Source organism: Bacillus sp. ISL-4 (assembly GCF_018613275.1).
Lineage (GTDB): Bacteria > Bacillota > Bacilli > Bacillales > DSM-1321 > Peribacillus > Peribacillus simplex_E.
This window is the reverse complement of the sequence record NZ_JAGGQN010000015.1, coordinates 137,674-152,795: the sequence shown is the minus strand read 5'-3', so window position 1 is coordinate 152,795 and position 15,122 is coordinate 137,674. Positions and strand designations below refer to the sequence as shown.

Genomic DNA, 15,122 nt, shown 5'->3' with positions numbered 1-15,122 from the left:
GGCAGTAGCCGCAAGCCCTTTTACTGAATCGACTACAGGTGTTGCGATCTCCGAAATGGCGCTAACCGTATCGTTTTTCAAAACATCATCAGTCGCAACCGATTGAGCGAAATCATAAGACTTTGTTAAAATATTCACTAACTCAGTCAGTTTTGGTAACTGCTCAACCAAAGTGTTCAATGATTCCTGTACCTCGGGCTTTAAAAGCTGATCAAGGATATCCAATTGTTCTTGGTTTGCAGAAATATTAAGTGTTTCATGTTCAGGTTTTGAGACTACATCTACCATATCTAATTCCCCTTTAAACTTAATTATTTTGATTTATGTGTTTTCCGCCGATACTACTAATCATACGACTCTGACCTCTTAATTTCAAATATTTCTTTTGTGATACGAATATAATTTTTATAGTTATTATTAACAGTTATTAGGTGGTTTTTGTGATTTCTCTTAATATTCCAAAAAAATATTATGGTTATTCTGGTTATAATACATTAAATAAAGAGACATTCTATAAGATTACGATTGGGATTCACCGCATTTCCGCTATCGGCAGAATATGTAGACATTTTTTGTTTTGAATATATGTTTGGTTTGCTATAATGTCCATAATCTTTGAATATGCCATGTCTGAATGAGACCCAGGAATATTTTATCTGATTTAGGGTAAAGAATATTATCGGAATTGGAGATGATGCCCTTGGTAGAACGCAGGATATTAAAGATTCGTGGTGAGAATATCGAAATATCCTCCAGATATAATGAAAAATATAGTAAATGGAATTGTACAGCCAAAATTCCAAATAGTTCTATCATTGCTTATTGTCGTGATAAGAATAGGATTCGTGCTGAGACAGTTTCTATGAGCAGGTTATTAATTACTTATGATGACTATAAAGTTGTCTGAGATGTAATGGGATAATTCATAAATAGGAAAAAGGCGCATAACCTAGAAGATAATGGTTGGGCGCCTTTTTAATTGTATAAGGTAGGAAGAATAATGCTATGTTCATCATCGTACCCCTATATATCTTCGAAAATGGAGATATATCTTCGAAAACTCCTGATTTATCTACGAATTATATGATTTATCGATTTTTCGACAAAAACTCTATATAAAAAAGTCATTTTCTTATTGAAATGCAACGAAATTGTCAAAAAAATATCAGAAAATACTGATAAGGATAGTAAAATTATGTTAATATATTTAAAAAAAGTATTATTTTCTAAGTAATAATAATTTATTTTATGGAGTGTAGGTCCTGTCCTTTTTATAAAAAGCAATTAGCAGGCTTACAGAATAAGATTATCAATTGATTTTGCTACAATAAACTGAAATGGAGTGATAGAATGGTTAATATTACCGGATATGGAAAAGCGACACAAGAAGCAGTGAATAATTTTCAGGAATTTGTGGGTTTTGAGATCCCAGCAGATTATAAACAATTTCTCCTTACGCATAATGGCGGCACAACTGCAGTTCGAAACAGTAAGTTTTATGTAGATGGATTAGACACGCTCGTTTGCTTAAATTTACTTTATGGATTAGAGCTTCAAGATAAAGAACTGGATTTACAGAAATGGCATGAAGAAAATAGGGAAGACTTACATAAGAATTGCATTATAATAGGTAATGATACATGTGCAGGTAAAATCTTGCTGATAGATAACGAAGAGGAAAAGGGAGTTTACTTCTGGGATCAGGGTTGGTATTCGGATCCATCAAGTCAGGACGAAAATATTTATAAAGTTGCATCGAGTTTTAAATCCTTCATTGAGGGATTGAAAATCCCGGAAGAAATATAATTCTATTTGAATCCCCTTGATTGGCTCATACCATTCAAGGTTTTTTATTGTCATTTCAAGGATTGATTTTAATTAGGAGAAAACGATGTATAAAATATTATTGGTTGAAGACGATTTCAAAATAGCGGGAATCTTGGTCAATTATTTAAAAAGGTACGGGTATGAAGTATTTGAAGTGAAGCAACTGGACCAAGTCTTTGCGGAGTTCCAAGAGATAAAGCCAGATTTGGTTTTATTGGATATTAATCTGCCCTATTATGATGGTTTTCATTGGTGCCGGCTAATAAGGACGGTTTCAAAGGTTCCCATCATATTCATCTCTGCAAGGACAGATGAAATGAACCAAGTCATGGCCATTGAATATGGGGGAGATGATTATTTAACAAAACCGTTTCATTTGGAAGTGGTACTAGCGAAAATAAAGAGTGTCCTACGCAGGGTTTATGGTGAATATGCGGAAATATCTTCATTCCACCAACAAATAAAGGAAATGGATGGATTAACGCTTTATACGGAAAAAGCGATGATCGAATATCAGGACAATCGGGTAACGTTAACTCAATGAGTTGAAATTATTGAGTTGTTTACTACGACAGTATGACACCATTGTTTCGCGTGAAGATTTACTTGAAGCATTATGGAATGATGATTCATTTGTTGATGACAATACATTGACCGTCAATGTCACAAGGGTACGGAGAAAACTTGAGGATATTGGCGTCAACCAAGCCATCACAACTAGCAGGGGAAAAGGATATCGACTAAAAATAGTCCAAGGTGAAGAAAAGTGAAGCTGAAATCCTTTATAAAAGACCGTCTTTATTTTATTTTTTATACCGTTCTATTGGTAAGCCTGCTTATTATTGCTTATGCATTAGCCGTTCTGGAAGCGGGGAATCACATATCGATTTCAAATATCATCTATTTAATTATTCTCGCGTTGTTTATGATGCTTCTATTTTTAGCGGCCGATTACATAAGGCATTACCGTTTTCTTAATCAATTAGCAAGGATGAAGCATGAAACGAGCTTGTCGTTTGAATATGTTGAAGCCTTTAGGGAACCCCTGTCAAATGAACAAAAGTTGTGGATGGAACTTTTTCAACAAATGAACCAAGTAACAATTGGACAATTACAAGAACAAATCAAACAGAAGGAGCAATATGAGCTGTTGATTCATCAATGGGTTCATCAAATGAAGACACCTGTTTCAGTCATTTCCTTACTGGTTCAAGAAGGCAAAAGGACATTTTCAAATGAGTCGATGAAGGATTATCTTAAAGAGATTGAAGAAGAGAATGATCGATTTCGCAGAGGACTGGAAATTATATTGCATGGAGCAAGGCTGCAGCGTTTTTCGGAGGATGTAAAATCGGAAAGGGTTGACTTAATTAATCTAGTCAAGCAAGTGATTAACGAGGAAAAGAAACAGTTCATCAAACGGTTCATATATCCCAGGCTTGACACGGAGCTTGAGAATGTATATGTGCATTCGGATCGTAAGTGGCTCCACTTCGCCATTAGTCAGGTGGTCTTTAATGCACTGAAGTATTCAAGGCAGGAAGAGCATGACAGCATAACGTTCAGCATTGTTGATAAAGAGTCGAAGATTTTCCTCAGGATAACAGATCAGGGAATTGGAATTGTCCCACATGATGTAAAACGGGTGTTTGATCCATTTTTTACTGGAGAGAACGGGCGAGTCCAACAAGAGTCAACCGGGATGGGATTATATCTAGTGAAGGAAGTCGTTAACAGGCTTGGGCATGGTGTTACCATTCAATCGACTGTATCAGAAGGGACCACTGTGGAATTTCTCTTTAAGACAAATACCTTACATGAAAGGTGACAGAATTGTAAGGGTGTTAAACGATTATGTAATAAACTTCGATGGGAGCCTCCCGCTTTATTCATTATACTTACGGTAAGAAAGGGAGGTTTTCAGGATGTCGATTTTAAAAGCGGAGCAATTATCCAAAACTTATTTTCAAAAGCAGGGGAATTTATTTCATAAAGCGTTACATAATTTCAACATGAATGTACAGAAAGGGGAATTTGTCGGGGTGATGGGTCCATCAGGCAGCGGGAAAACCACTCTGCTTAACTTAATGGCCACGATTGATAAGCCCACCACAGGTAAAGTCATTCTAAATGATCAAAATCCTAATGAATTAAACAATCAAGACCTGGCTTTGTTTCGCAGGAGGGAAATTGGATTTGTTTTTCAAGACTTCAACCTTCTTGATACACTTACCGTTCGCGAAAATATCCTCCTTCCTTTAGCGTTAGATCATTATAAATTGAAGGAAATGGAAAATAGGGTGAATCAGTTGGCGAGCCTTCTTGGTATAGAAGGGATTTTAGAAAAGCGGACTTATGAAATTTCCGGAGGTCAGCAGCAACGAACGGCTTGTGCAAGAGCTATGATTCATGAGCCTTCCATTATTTTAGCGGATGAACCTACTGGTAATTTGGATTCCAAATCCGCCAAGCAGGTAATGGATACCCTCACGACACTTCAGGAGAAAAAGGGAGCAACCATCCTCATGGTCACTCATGACCCGACTGCCGCCAGCTTCTGCGACCGGATTCTATTCATAAAGGATGGCAAGTTCTTTTCGGAGGTGCACAGCGGAGGGGAAAGACAGAGTTTCCATCAAAGGATTTTAGATACGTTAAGCGTTTTGGGAGGAGTCTATCATGAACATCCGACTTCTCGCTAAGAGAAATATCCAGGGAAATGCACAACGTTATCTAGCTTATTTTTTCAGTATTGTCCTTTCCGTCTCAATCTTTTTTATTTACGCATCATTTATCTTCCATCCTGATGTGGTCCATGCGAATATTCCTGGGGGACAGCTAATTAGTAGGGGACTCATTGCAGCAGAAATAGTGATCATCATATTTTCGGTTTTCTTTATCGCTTATTCGAATGCCGCATTTATACAGCCGCGAAAAAAAGAGTTTGGGCTGCTGACACTGCTTGGAATGTCCAAATCCCAACTAAGAAAACTGATTTACCTGGAGCAAACGATGGTTTCCCTCATATCAATCCTGGTTGGGATAGGCTTGGGGTTTTTATTTTCAAAGTTATTCTTAATGGCAGTTTCTTGGTTATTGGCTGTAGAGCAACCAATATCGTTTGTTTTTGTCCCTGAGGCCTTTGTTTATACGATTGTTGGTTTCGTTTTGCTATTTCAGCTATTATCGCTCCTTTCATTGTTCCACATTGGAAATGCGGAGGTGGCCGATTTACTAAAAGAAAAACAAAAACCAAAAAAGACGCCCTTCGTTTCAAAGTGGTTAATTGCCTTATCAGCCGTTAGCTTAAGCGTTTCTTATTATTTGGCAGGCACTATGTCGTTGAACAATTCTTATATTCGAGTAATGCCCATTTTATTCTTCGTACTGATCGGCACCTATTTTTTATTCAGCCAAAGTATTGTCGCTCTTTGCAGCAGGCTTTACCGGAAGAAGAAAAGCTTATATGGTGGAACGAATTTAATTACTCAAACAAACCTGATATTTAATATTAAAGACTATTCCAGATTATTCTTTTTGACCTCGATTATTACAGCCGTCATTTTGACAGCTGCAGGAACACTTTTCATGTTCAGTGCAGACTTAAAAAAGCAAGGGATGAATAACATTCCGCAATCAATTGGCTGGGTGGAAAATGACGCTTCTATAAATTCCATTATTGAACCATCCGCAGTAGAGAAAGCACTAAAGGTAGATGGATTCAAGATCCTTTACAAAGTAAATATGACAGGTGTACCCATTACCCACATGTTACCCCATATGAGAACGGGAGAATCCAATGAAAATAGGTCATTATTAATCTCGGAAAGTGATTATAACAATGTGGCTGCATTGCGAAAAATTAATCCGGCAAAGTTATCTGGAAAGGAAGCGTTATACGTTTTTCCTTATGGAGGACTGGATTATCAATTTGTCCAAAAGGGAGAACAAAAGGAACTTCACTATGGTAAACAAACCATACAGGTAACAATGATTGGTCAGCGCAATCAATCCATAGTCGCCCCCATAAAGTCAGCAACGACCCTGATGGTGGTCGATGATCGGCTGTTTCATGAAATAACTGCTGATGTGCCTTTAAAAGAAAAGGTAAGAGTACGCGGGTATGAAATTAGAGATTGGGAAGAATCAATGGAAACATCCAGTAAAATCGAAAAAATGTCTAATAATCCAGACCATAATCAATTGCAAACAAGAGCTCCGATTTATCAAGAAATGAAACAGGGAAGCATTTTGATACTTTTTATCGGCTTGTTTGTCAGTTTATTATTCTTTATCGTCCAAGGAAGCATGATGTATTTGCGAGTTTTTACGAATTTAGAAGATAAAAAAATCCAAATTCATGCCCTTCATCGATTGGGACTGACAAAAAAAGAAATACGGCAAATTTTAAGTGCGGAAATACGCATCCTCTTTTTCGCTCCTTTTCTTATAGGGATGATTCATGCCATAATCGCCTACGTGGCATTAAGCAATTTATTGGGATCCAACTTGTTCGTCTATTCTGCTATGGTCATCGGAACGTATTTTCTTTTTCAACTGCTATATTATCAAGTAACAAAAAAGATGTATGAGCGGGCAGTCATCAATTCGATTAAATAAAAGCTAATCATACGTAAATGGAATCAGGGGTTCAGGTCCTGATTCCATTTTTGTTTTCCTTAATGATGAATTAGTTAATATGTACTATTGAAAGAGGAGTGATTCACTATTATCGCGCAACTTAATATAAAAAGAGTGAATTATGGTGTGATTTTACAGATGAAACCTCTAGATTCTTGTAATATTTTCATATAAAAGGTAAAATTATTTATTTGAAAGAGAAAGTACCAAACCTAAAATCGTCAATCCCCCCTTTTTCTTACATAAAGTTATATTAATATAATTAATTATTGGGAATAAAATGATTTATTGGAAAAAATTATTAGTTGGTTCAGTACAGATAAAATATGAAAAAGTTATATGATCGAAAGTTAGTGGGTAATCTGTTAATTACTTGATTTATTATAGTATTATATGCCTGGAATTATAGAGATTATTAGATTTTTCTCTATTTCTTTGTCCCTTTATATAGTAAACTCAGAATAGGTTCGTTAACTTTTAGCTGCTAGAGATGAGGTAAGTTTAATCCTATGAAAAATAAAAAGTTAAGGGCACTTCTTTATTTGACCATTCTTTTATTGATTGTTTTCATTCTTCTAAATATGTTTTCAACATATTTAAGCATAAAAAATTCTGTGCAAAAATCCGTTGCTAATCAAAACTTGGTAGCTGCTAGATCTATTGCCGACTCGATGGATATAGAGGCCTATCAGCGATTTCTCAATAACCAAGTAAAGAGCCAGGAATATAGGGGTATAAAAGCTTACTTAGAGGATGCCCGTGAAAAAATAGGAGCATTATATGTTTATACCATCATGATTGATAATCCGAGAGTGTCCAAGTGCATGATTACTGGGTTTTCTAAAGATCATAAAGGGGAATTTCCTATCGGTGGTGCATGTACTGTTCCGCCGGAGCAGGTCAAACAGGGGTATGAAGGCAAAAGCTTCATTACTGGGATTCTAGAAGATCCGGAGTATGGTGAGTATTTGACTGTGGGAGTGCCGATGAAAAATCAAGATGGCGACATAATTGGTTTTTTGGGCATTGATGTGAGCGCAGAAGATATTAATGCCATTAACGGTAAGGTATTGAAAAGCAGCATTGCCATTCTTGTTTATAATGGTGGATTTGTTATCATGCTGCTGGTTACCTTTTTTGTCATTCAAAAATGGTATCAAAAGGAACTGACACGTGAAGTGGGGGATACGGAAGATACGTATCAATCGGAATTTCAATCTCTCATTGCTTCAGTCCGCTCATTAAGGCATGATTTTTCCAATCATATTCAGGTGATACATGGACTGCTTAAATTAGAGGAAAACTCAAAAGCACTCGAATACTTAACCGGTCTTTCAAAAGAAGTGCATACAATTGAATCGATGAAATTGGATGTGACTCACCCGGGCTTATCTGTTCTGTTAGAGACAAAAAGGCTCTCGGCCCAGAATTATAACATCGATATTGAGGTTGATGTTTCACCCGAATCCTTCAATCGAATTAAAACAATCGATTTGATTAAATTATTATCAAATGTTATCGACAATGCTATTGAGGCAACAATTGAATTGTCAGAGCAAGAACGACGAATGAATATTGCCTGCAAAGCTGATGATGAAAAGTATACCTTTATGGTAACGAACACCGGACCAATGATTTCGGAATTAGATCTGGTGAATATATTCGCCAGCGGGTTTTCAACCAAAAAGGCACAAAAGGGCAAAGTCCGCGGACAAGGATTGTTCATCGTTAAAGACTTAGTGAACAGATATGATGGAGAGATTCATGTACAATCCACTGAAAAAGAAACGATCGTTTCGATGATCATACCCGTTAATGGAAAAATTGGCTAAATTGATCAAAAGGAAAGACAAAAAATATAAAGGTATGGTTCCTCAAATGCAGAAGGAATCATACTTTTTTTCGATTCTATTTACTGGATTATATTCCCTTCTCCCAGGGAGAGGGGCAATGGAGCTGTGAGCTTCAAAAGTATTTTTGGCAATTTTACACTCTGGCAATCTAGGCGATATAAAGATGACGATTATTACGGGGGAAAGTTGAATAAAAGTACCTGAATTGGACATACTGGGTAGATGTTTAGCTGCTTTCATCGAGATTATGATAAGATAGGGAAAAAATCATTTAAGGCAGTGAGATTGTGAAACAACAAAAAGGAAAACTTCTCGTTATCATTGGACCGACTGCTGTTGGGAAGACAAAGATGAGCATTGAGATGGCAAAGTTATTTAATGGTGAAATTATTAGCGGAGACTCCATGCAGGTTTATAAGGGGATGGATATTGGGACTGCAAAAATCAAGAGGGAAGAAACAGAGGGAATTCCTCATTATTTACTTGATATTAAAGACCCTGATGAACCATTTAGTGCGGCAGAGTTTCAGGAGCGGGCTAATGCTTGTATCGAGGAGATCCAAAGCAGAGGTAAACTTCCCATTATCGTCGGAGGAACAGGATTATACATACAATCGGTCATTTATGATTATCAATTTTCAGAGGCACCATCCGACCCTGTTTATAGGGAGGGACTCGAAAAACAGGTTAGGGATTTGGGGATTGATCCCATTTTTGAACAATTACGCAGCGTTGACCCGGAAAGCGCGAATCGAATTCATCCTAATAATGTAAGAAGGGTGATCAGGGCACTAGAGATTTTTCATTGTACTGGTAAAACAATGAGCGAGCAGCTGAATGAACAGCCTACAGAATTGAAATATGATACGTGCATCATTGGATTGACAATGGAACGTGAAAAGTTATATCAACGCATCGATCAACGTGTTGATGGCATGGTGGAAGAAGGGCTGATTCAAGAGGTAGAGTCATTTTATGAAAAAGGTTTGAGAGATTGCCAATCAATCCAGGCTATAGGCTATAAAGAAATCTATGATTTTTTTGATGGTAGGGCTTCATTGGATGAAGCGGTTGAGACATTAAAGCAAAACTCCCGACGATATGCAAAAAGGCAATTGACCTGGTTTCGGAATAAAATGGATGTAATTTGGTTTGATATGACCGATCTCGAGGGTTTTCCAAAAAAAATACATGAAATATCTGGATTTATAGCAGGAAAGCTTTTCAATGAAGGCGAATACATAAATTTAGAGAGAAAAGAGGAGGACTAATACATGAAACAATCAGTAAATATTCAAGATCAGTTTCTTAATCAATTACGTAAAGATGGTACGTATGTGACGGTATTTTTATTAAACGGTTTCCAGATTAGAGGACAAGTGAAAGGGTTCGATAATTTTACCGTTTTATTTGAATCAGAGGGTAAACAACAATTAGTCTATAAACATGCGATCTCTACATTTGCTCCACAACGTAATGTTCAGATTGATTACGAAGTGAAGGAATAATCATATATATGAATGTGAAAAACAGGTTTAGCTTATAGCGACCTGTTTTTTTTGCATGCACTTCTCTGTTCTTTTTCAAAGAATCGATAATTTTACGTACCTGATTTGAATATATATTAAGGAACGGATTATTTTCCGGGAAACCGCAGGAAATGACATTACCCCTAATAAATTGGTGAACGGGAATGGAGTTTGTCGAAACAAATCCTCCAAGGAAAAAATCCTGTCAGAATAAGTCGCTTACCAGGTAGGGATGGGGCTTAATCTCGAAAAGAATTAAACGAATTTTCCGATGGGTTAGTTTTGGCTATGCAGCATATGCCTATGACCATCATAAATCGAAAATTGTGGTGTTAGAGTTAGGGTCCAAGATGGAGAGGTGAATGCATTGGAACAACCTATCCGTATGAAAAATAACGGGCAAATCAATATTGTGTTTAATGCGGAAAACAGAAAAGCGCTACAAAAGGATCTGCCGATAAAAGAAATTTTGGTGCAGGAAATCCCCCACCAGCATGTGGCATTGAAAGAGATTGAAGATGAACTGAGATCGCTGGTCGGAATGGAAGAAATGAAACGGATGATAAAAGAGATATATGCCTGGATTTACATCAATAAACAACGTGAGGCAAAGGGGCTGAAAACTGGCAGGCAAGCACTGCATATGATGTTTAAAGGAAATCCCGGAACAGGGAAAACAACGGTTGCACGTTTAATCGGTAAGTTGTTTCAAAAAATGAATGTACTTTCGAAAGGGCATTTAATTGAGGCGGAGAGGGCAGATTTGGTCGGGGAATACATTGGTCATACTGCCCAAAAAACAAGGGATTTAATTAAAAAGGCCATTGGCGGGATTCTGTTTATTGATGAAGCCTATTCCTTGGGAAGAGGCGGCGAAAAAGATTTTGGAAAAGAAGCCATAGATACCCTTGTCAAGCATATGGAGGATCGGCAGCACGAATTCATTTTGATCCTTGCTGGATATTCGAGGGAAATGGATTATTTCCTCAGCCTTAATCCTGGCCTTCATTCCAGGTTCCCGCTTGTTATTGATTTTCCGGATTATACGATTGAACAGTTAATGGAAATAGCCGATCTGATGCTGCAGGAAAAGGAGTATCTAATGAATCGGGATGCCGAAAGGAAATTAAAAGAACATTTAATCATATTGCGTTCATTCCGGGGACCTATTTCATTTTCCAACGGACGTTATATCCGCAATGTACTTGAAAAGTCTATTAGGGCGCAGGCAATGCGGCTTTTACTGGAAGATTCATTTGAAAAATCCGATTTACTGACGCTTACCAGCCAAGATTTGATTTTCGAGGATGATGAGAAAGAATGACATGGAAAAGCCCGCCAAGATGGCGGGCTTTTCAAATTTATGTTTTAGGCACCCATTTCTTATTAGGAAGATGCCAATTATTGGTGTAAGAGAGGACTCGCAATATCGTGATGACGGCAAAGAGCGAATAAAGCTGCCATGACTGGGATAATACACCACTGCCTAAAGCCAAGCCTGCGATGATGGCCCATACTACGTAGATTTCTTTTCTGAAGACCAATGGCTTTCTTCCGGCTAGCACGTCACGGAGTATCCCGCCGCCGCATCCGGTTAATGCAGCTGATACAATGATGGCGCTTATTGGATGATTAAGTTCCACAGCATACATCGCCCCTTGGATGGCAAAGGCTGAAAGGCCAATGGCATCACTGAGGTTTCCCCATCTGTCCCAGTGCTTAGAAAGGTTTGTAGGAAAAACAAAAACGATGGTGATGGATACTAAAGCAATGACAAAATAGAAACTTTGATCCCATAACGCTGAAACAGGGACACCGATCAACAGGTTACGGATTGCCCCTCCGCCAAAGGCGGTTATGATTCCTAAAATATAAACTCCTAAAATATCATACTCTTCTTCCATGGCGATGATGGTTCCGCTAATAGCGAATGCAATCGTACCTATGAAGCTTAATACTTCCCATGTCATATGAATTTCCCTCTATGTCTTTTCGATTTTGATGGTAAAGCCAAATATGATTTTAGCATGTTATTGGAATTTTTAAAACGGTTAAAAGCTTCGTTTTGAGGAAATTTTTATATAATCAATTTTTTTGTTATGATTAACTGAAATCTACCAGAAGGTGGTGCATGTGATTTGGAAGAAGCAAAAAAGGAAACGGCCGTGTTGATTGGGTGTCAAACAACTGAGGCTAATGAACGTTTCGAATATTCACTCGATGAACTGGCTTCTTTGGCGAAGACGGCGAATGGTGAGGTTTTAATGACCATCTCCCAGAAAAGGGAAAGTGTCGATCCGGCTACATATATAGGAAAAGGAAAAGTGGAGGAACTTCGGAATCTGGAAGAGGAGCTGGAGCCGGATTTATTTATCTTTAATGATGAACTATCCCCGAGCCAGATTCGGAACCTTTCGAAACAATTGGATGCAAGGATCATTGACCGGACACAGCTAATATTGGATATTTTTGCTCAGCGGGCGAGATCCAGAGAAGGGAAGCTGCAAGTTGAACTTGCTCAGCTCCAATATTTATTGCCACGTTTGGTCGGACAGGGGACGGCGATGTCCAGGCTAGGAGGCGGAATCGGCACCAGGGGACCAGGGGAGACGAAGCTGGAAAGCGACCGACGCCACATCCGTGGGAAAATAGATGAAATCAAGCAACAATTAAGTGGGATAGTGAAGCATCGTGAACGCTATCGTGATAGAAGGAAACGTAATAAGACCTTTCAAATAGCACTTGTGGGATACACGAATGCAGGTAAATCAACGCTGTTCAACCGATTGACAGAGGCGGATTCATACGAAGAGAACCAATTGTTCGCTACATTGGATCCCATGACACGAAAGGCGATTCTTCCTAGCGGATTTACCGTGCTGTTGACGGATACGGTTGGATTCATACAAGATTTGCCGACATCTTTAATTGCCGCATTCCGTTCTACCCTGGAAGAAGTGAAAGAAGCGGATCTGTTGCTCCATGTGGTCGATTCCTCAAGTACAGATTACTTTAATCATCAGAAAACGGTGCAGGATTTGCTAAATGACTTAGATGTCCCTTCCATTCCACAGCTAACGTTGTATAATAAGAAAGATAAGATTCACACTGATTTTGTCAGGTCAGCAAGTCGTGCTTCATTGATGATCAGTGCCTATGAACAATCGGACCTGGATCAAATCATGGAAGAAATTGAAAAGTACGTGATTGAAGAAATGGTCCCGTATCATGTTTTCCTGCCGTCGAGTGAGGGTAAATTATTATCACAGCTGAAAAATGAAACCATATTGCGCACCCTCTCCTTTAATGAAGAATCGGAAAGGTATGAATGCAAAGGTTTTTGTCTAGCTGATCATCCAATAACCGGGCAGCTGGAGAAATATTCATTATAAAGGGGAATTTTGATGTATCAGCAGTTAACTAATGGAGAAGTGTTGAAAAGCATTGCCCAGGAAGTGGAAGCAATGATTTCTCCGTTACATAAGCAAGTGGACGAACGAATTGAAGAAAATCAATTCCGCGTATTACAAAGTTATCAAGCACATAGAGTGAGTGATTCCCATTTTATTCCAACTACAGGGTATGGATACGACGATATTGGCCGCGATACGCTGGAATTGATATATGCAGATGTATTTGGAGCGGAAGCTGGATTGGTGCGCCCTCAAATTATTTCAGGCACACACGCCATCTCCACCGCTCTTTTCGGCATATTGCGCCCAGGGGATGAATTGTTATACATAACTGGAAAGCCGTATGACACATTAGAAGAAATTGTAGGCATCCGGGGTTCGGGTATCGGATCTTTGCGTGATTTTCAGATCAGCTATAAGGCCGTTCCGTTAGAGGAAACTGGAACCGTTGATTTCGAAGCCGTCAAACAAGCCATTCAACCAAATACGAAGATGATTGGTATACAACGGTCAAAAGGGTATGCTACACGTCCTTCCTTTACGATTGATGAAATAAGGGAAATGATTTCTTTTGTAAAAGGCATTAACCCTGAAATCGTCGTGTTCGTTGACAACTGTTATGGAGAGTTTGTTGAGACACAAGAACCATGTCATGTCGGAGCGGATTTAATGGCAGGTTCACTCATTAAAAACCCCGGTGGCGGGATTGTGAAGACCGGAGGATACATTGTCGGTAAAAAGGACTTGGTTGAAGCTTGCTCCTATCGGTTAACATCACCAGGAATAGGGGCTGAAGCAGGTGCGTCGCTTTATAGTCTGCAGGAAATGTACCAAGGATTCTTCCTTGCTCCACATGTCGTGGGCCAAGCTGTTAAAGGAGCCATGTTCACAGCTGCCTTTTTAGAAAAACTCGGTATGAACACATCTCCTAAATGGGATGCGAAGCGAACTGACTTGATTCAATCTGTCCAATTTAATGACCGGGATAAGATGGTTGCCTTCTGTCAGGCCATTCAATATGCATCACCAATCAATTCACATGTGACGCCATATCCTGCCTATATGCCAGGATATGAAGACGATGTAATCATGGCCGCGGGCACCTTTATACAGGGGGCTAGCATTGAACTTACGGCAGATGGTCCGACAAGGGCTCCGTATGTTGCTTACGTTCAAGGCGGATTGACATACGCCCATGTTAAAGTAGCTGTATTGACTGCTGTGAATGCGCTAATTGACAAAAAGCTGATTCAATTGTAAATGAAATTAAGTTAGGTATGAAGAGGAATCCAAATACAATTGGATTCCTGTAAAAGCAATAGTCATAATATTTGAGTAGTAACAAATCATTTAATTTTTCTGAAAAAAACACGTCATAAAATGTAACATGATATTGACAAGTTTAATAACATGATATAAGATAATTTTAGATAAACAAAAGGAGGATGCTAAGAATGAGCGGCAACAACATTCGGCGTTCGATGCCTCTTTTTTCCATCGGAATCGTCATGCAGCTAACTGAGTTGTCTGCACGCCAAATTCGGTATTACGAAGAGCATCAACTTATTACTCCTATGAGAACAGATGGAAATCGTCGGGTTTTTTCATTAAACGATATCGATCGACTGCTTGAGATTAAAGACTTAATCGAACAAGGAGTCAATCTTGCCGGCATCAAAAAGATTTTCACTGTAAAGGAACAGAATTTACCTAAAACTCAAGAATTAGAACAAGCGGAAAAGATAAGACAGGACCTTAGTGACGAGGAGCTTCGCAAGCTTCTGCGTGCCGAGCTTTTACAAGGAAGCAAGCATCGAACATCTCTTCGACAAGGGGATATGTCCCGTTTTTTCCAATAA

12 protein-coding genes and 2 pseudogenes are annotated in these 15,122 nt (G+C 38.6%); 12 read left to right on the top strand and 2 right to left on the bottom strand.

Features of this window, described 5'->3' with window-relative positions:
* Positions 1-288, bottom strand: a pseudogene (locus J7J00_RS14875) (DUF1641 domain-containing protein); the annotation flags it as partial.
* Between the two features lie 1,062 nt (positions 289-1,350).
* Here J7J00_RS14875 and J7J00_RS14870 point away from each other — a divergent pair.
* The 9 genes and pseudogenes from J7J00_RS14870 to spoVK all read left to right on the top strand — a co-directional run bounded on the left by J7J00_RS14870 (position 1,351) and on the right by spoVK (position 11,174).
* A complete protein-coding gene (locus J7J00_RS14870) occupies positions 1,351-1,806 on the top strand; it encodes an SMI1/KNR4 family protein (protein ID WP_214791713.1) in 456 nt (151 codons plus the stop codon).
* 85 nt (positions 1,807-1,891) lie between these two features.
* Positions 1,892-2,597 (top strand): annotated as a pseudogene (locus J7J00_RS14865) (response regulator transcription factor).
* Positions 2,594-3,655, top strand: a complete 1,062-nt coding sequence (locus J7J00_RS14860) for a sensor histidine kinase (RefSeq protein WP_214791711.1) — start codon at positions 2,594-2,596, stop codon at positions 3,653-3,655. The pseudogene J7J00_RS14865 and the gene J7J00_RS14860 overlap by 4 nt, the downstream one beginning before the upstream one ends.
* Before the next feature lie 97 nt (positions 3,656-3,752).
* Positions 3,753-4,529, top strand: a complete 777-nt coding sequence (locus tag J7J00_RS14855; RefSeq protein ID WP_214791709.1) for an ABC transporter ATP-binding protein — start codon at positions 3,753-3,755, stop codon at positions 4,527-4,529.
* On the top strand, positions 4,507-6,447 hold the full coding sequence (locus J7J00_RS14850; protein ID WP_214791708.1) for an FtsX-like permease family protein: 1,941 nt from the start codon (positions 4,507-4,509) through the stop codon (positions 6,445-6,447). The genes J7J00_RS14855 and J7J00_RS14850 overlap by 23 nt, the downstream gene beginning before the upstream one ends.
* A gap of 530 nt (positions 6,448-6,977) precedes the next feature.
* Positions 6,978-8,300: a sensor histidine kinase gene (locus J7J00_RS14845; RefSeq protein ID WP_214791706.1), complete on the top strand. Its 1,323-nt coding sequence runs from the start codon at positions 6,978-6,980 to the stop codon at positions 8,298-8,300.
* A 371-nt stretch (positions 8,301-8,671) separates the two neighbouring features.
* Positions 8,672-9,592, top strand: a complete 921-nt coding sequence (miaA, locus tag J7J00_RS14840) for a tRNA (adenosine(37)-N6)-dimethylallyltransferase MiaA (RefSeq protein ID WP_396020560.1) — start codon at positions 8,672-8,674, stop codon at positions 9,590-9,592.
* Positions 9,593-9,595: 3 nt separating this feature from the next.
* Positions 9,596-9,829, top strand: coding sequence for an RNA chaperone Hfq (gene hfq, locus J7J00_RS14835; protein ID WP_034313436.1), 234 nt, complete (start codon positions 9,596-9,598; stop codon positions 9,827-9,829).
* A gap of 388 nt (positions 9,830-10,217) precedes the next feature.
* Positions 10,218-11,174 carry a stage V sporulation protein K gene (spoVK, locus tag J7J00_RS14830; protein ID WP_214791704.1) on the top strand — a complete coding sequence of 319 codons (957 nt, stop codon included), beginning with the start codon at positions 10,218-10,220 and terminating at the stop codon, positions 11,172-11,174.
* Between the two features lie 37 nt (positions 11,175-11,211).
* Here the strand turns inward: spoVK and J7J00_RS14825 are convergent, their stop codons facing one another.
* Positions 11,212-11,820, bottom strand: a complete 609-nt coding sequence (locus tag J7J00_RS14825) for a trimeric intracellular cation channel family protein (protein ID WP_214791702.1) — start codon at positions 11,818-11,820, stop codon at positions 11,212-11,214.
* Positions 11,821-11,988: 168 nt separating this feature from the next.
* Here J7J00_RS14825 and hflX point away from each other — a divergent pair, with 168 nt between their 5' ends.
* The 3 genes from hflX to J7J00_RS14810 all read left to right on the top strand — a co-directional run bounded on the left by hflX (position 11,989) and on the right by J7J00_RS14810 (position 15,122).
* Positions 11,989-13,242 carry a GTPase HflX gene (hflX, locus tag J7J00_RS14820; RefSeq protein ID WP_214791700.1) on the top strand — a complete coding sequence of 418 codons (1,254 nt, stop codon included), beginning with the start codon at positions 11,989-11,991 and terminating at the stop codon, positions 13,240-13,242.
* A gap of 12 nt (positions 13,243-13,254) precedes the next feature.
* Complete coding sequence (locus J7J00_RS14815) at positions 13,255-14,523, top strand: methionine gamma-lyase family protein (RefSeq protein WP_214791698.1); 1,269 nt, start codon at positions 13,255-13,257, stop codon at positions 14,521-14,523.
* Between the two features lie 194 nt (positions 14,524-14,717).
* Positions 14,718-15,122 (top strand): MerR family transcriptional regulator, encoded by a 405-nt coding sequence (locus J7J00_RS14810; protein ID WP_076368569.1) that lies wholly within the window; start codon positions 14,718-14,720, stop codon positions 15,120-15,122.

Excerpts from the sequence above, each read along its gene's own strand:
- J7J00_RS14870 (WP_214791713.1), top strand. The coding sequence starts at position 1,351 with ATGGTTAATATTACCGGATATGGAAAAGCGACACAAGAAGCAGTGAAT.
- J7J00_RS14855 (WP_214791709.1), top strand. The coding sequence starts at position 3,753 with ATGTCGATTTTAAAAGCGGAGCAATTATCCAAAACTTATTTTCAAAAG.
- J7J00_RS14850 (WP_214791708.1), top strand. The coding sequence starts at position 4,507 with ATGAACATCCGACTTCTCGCTAAGAGAAATATCCAGGGAAATGCACAA.
- J7J00_RS14845 (WP_214791706.1), top strand. The coding sequence starts at position 6,978 with ATGAAAAATAAAAAGTTAAGGGCACTTCTTTATTTGACCATTCTTTTA.
- miaA (WP_396020560.1), top strand. The coding sequence starts at position 8,672 with ATGAGCATTGAGATGGCAAAGTTATTTAATGGTGAAATTATTAGCGGA.
- hfq (WP_034313436.1), top strand. The coding sequence starts at position 9,596 with ATGAAACAATCAGTAAATATTCAAGATCAGTTTCTTAATCAATTACGT.
- J7J00_RS14825 (WP_214791702.1), bottom strand. The coding sequence starts at position 11,820 with ATGACATGGGAAGTATTAAGCTTCATAGGTACGATTGCATTCGCTATT.
- J7J00_RS14815 (WP_214791698.1), top strand. The coding sequence starts at position 13,255 with ATGTATCAGCAGTTAACTAATGGAGAAGTGTTGAAAAGCATTGCCCAG.
- J7J00_RS14810 (WP_076368569.1), top strand. The coding sequence starts at position 14,718 with ATGAGCGGCAACAACATTCGGCGTTCGATGCCTCTTTTTTCCATCGGA.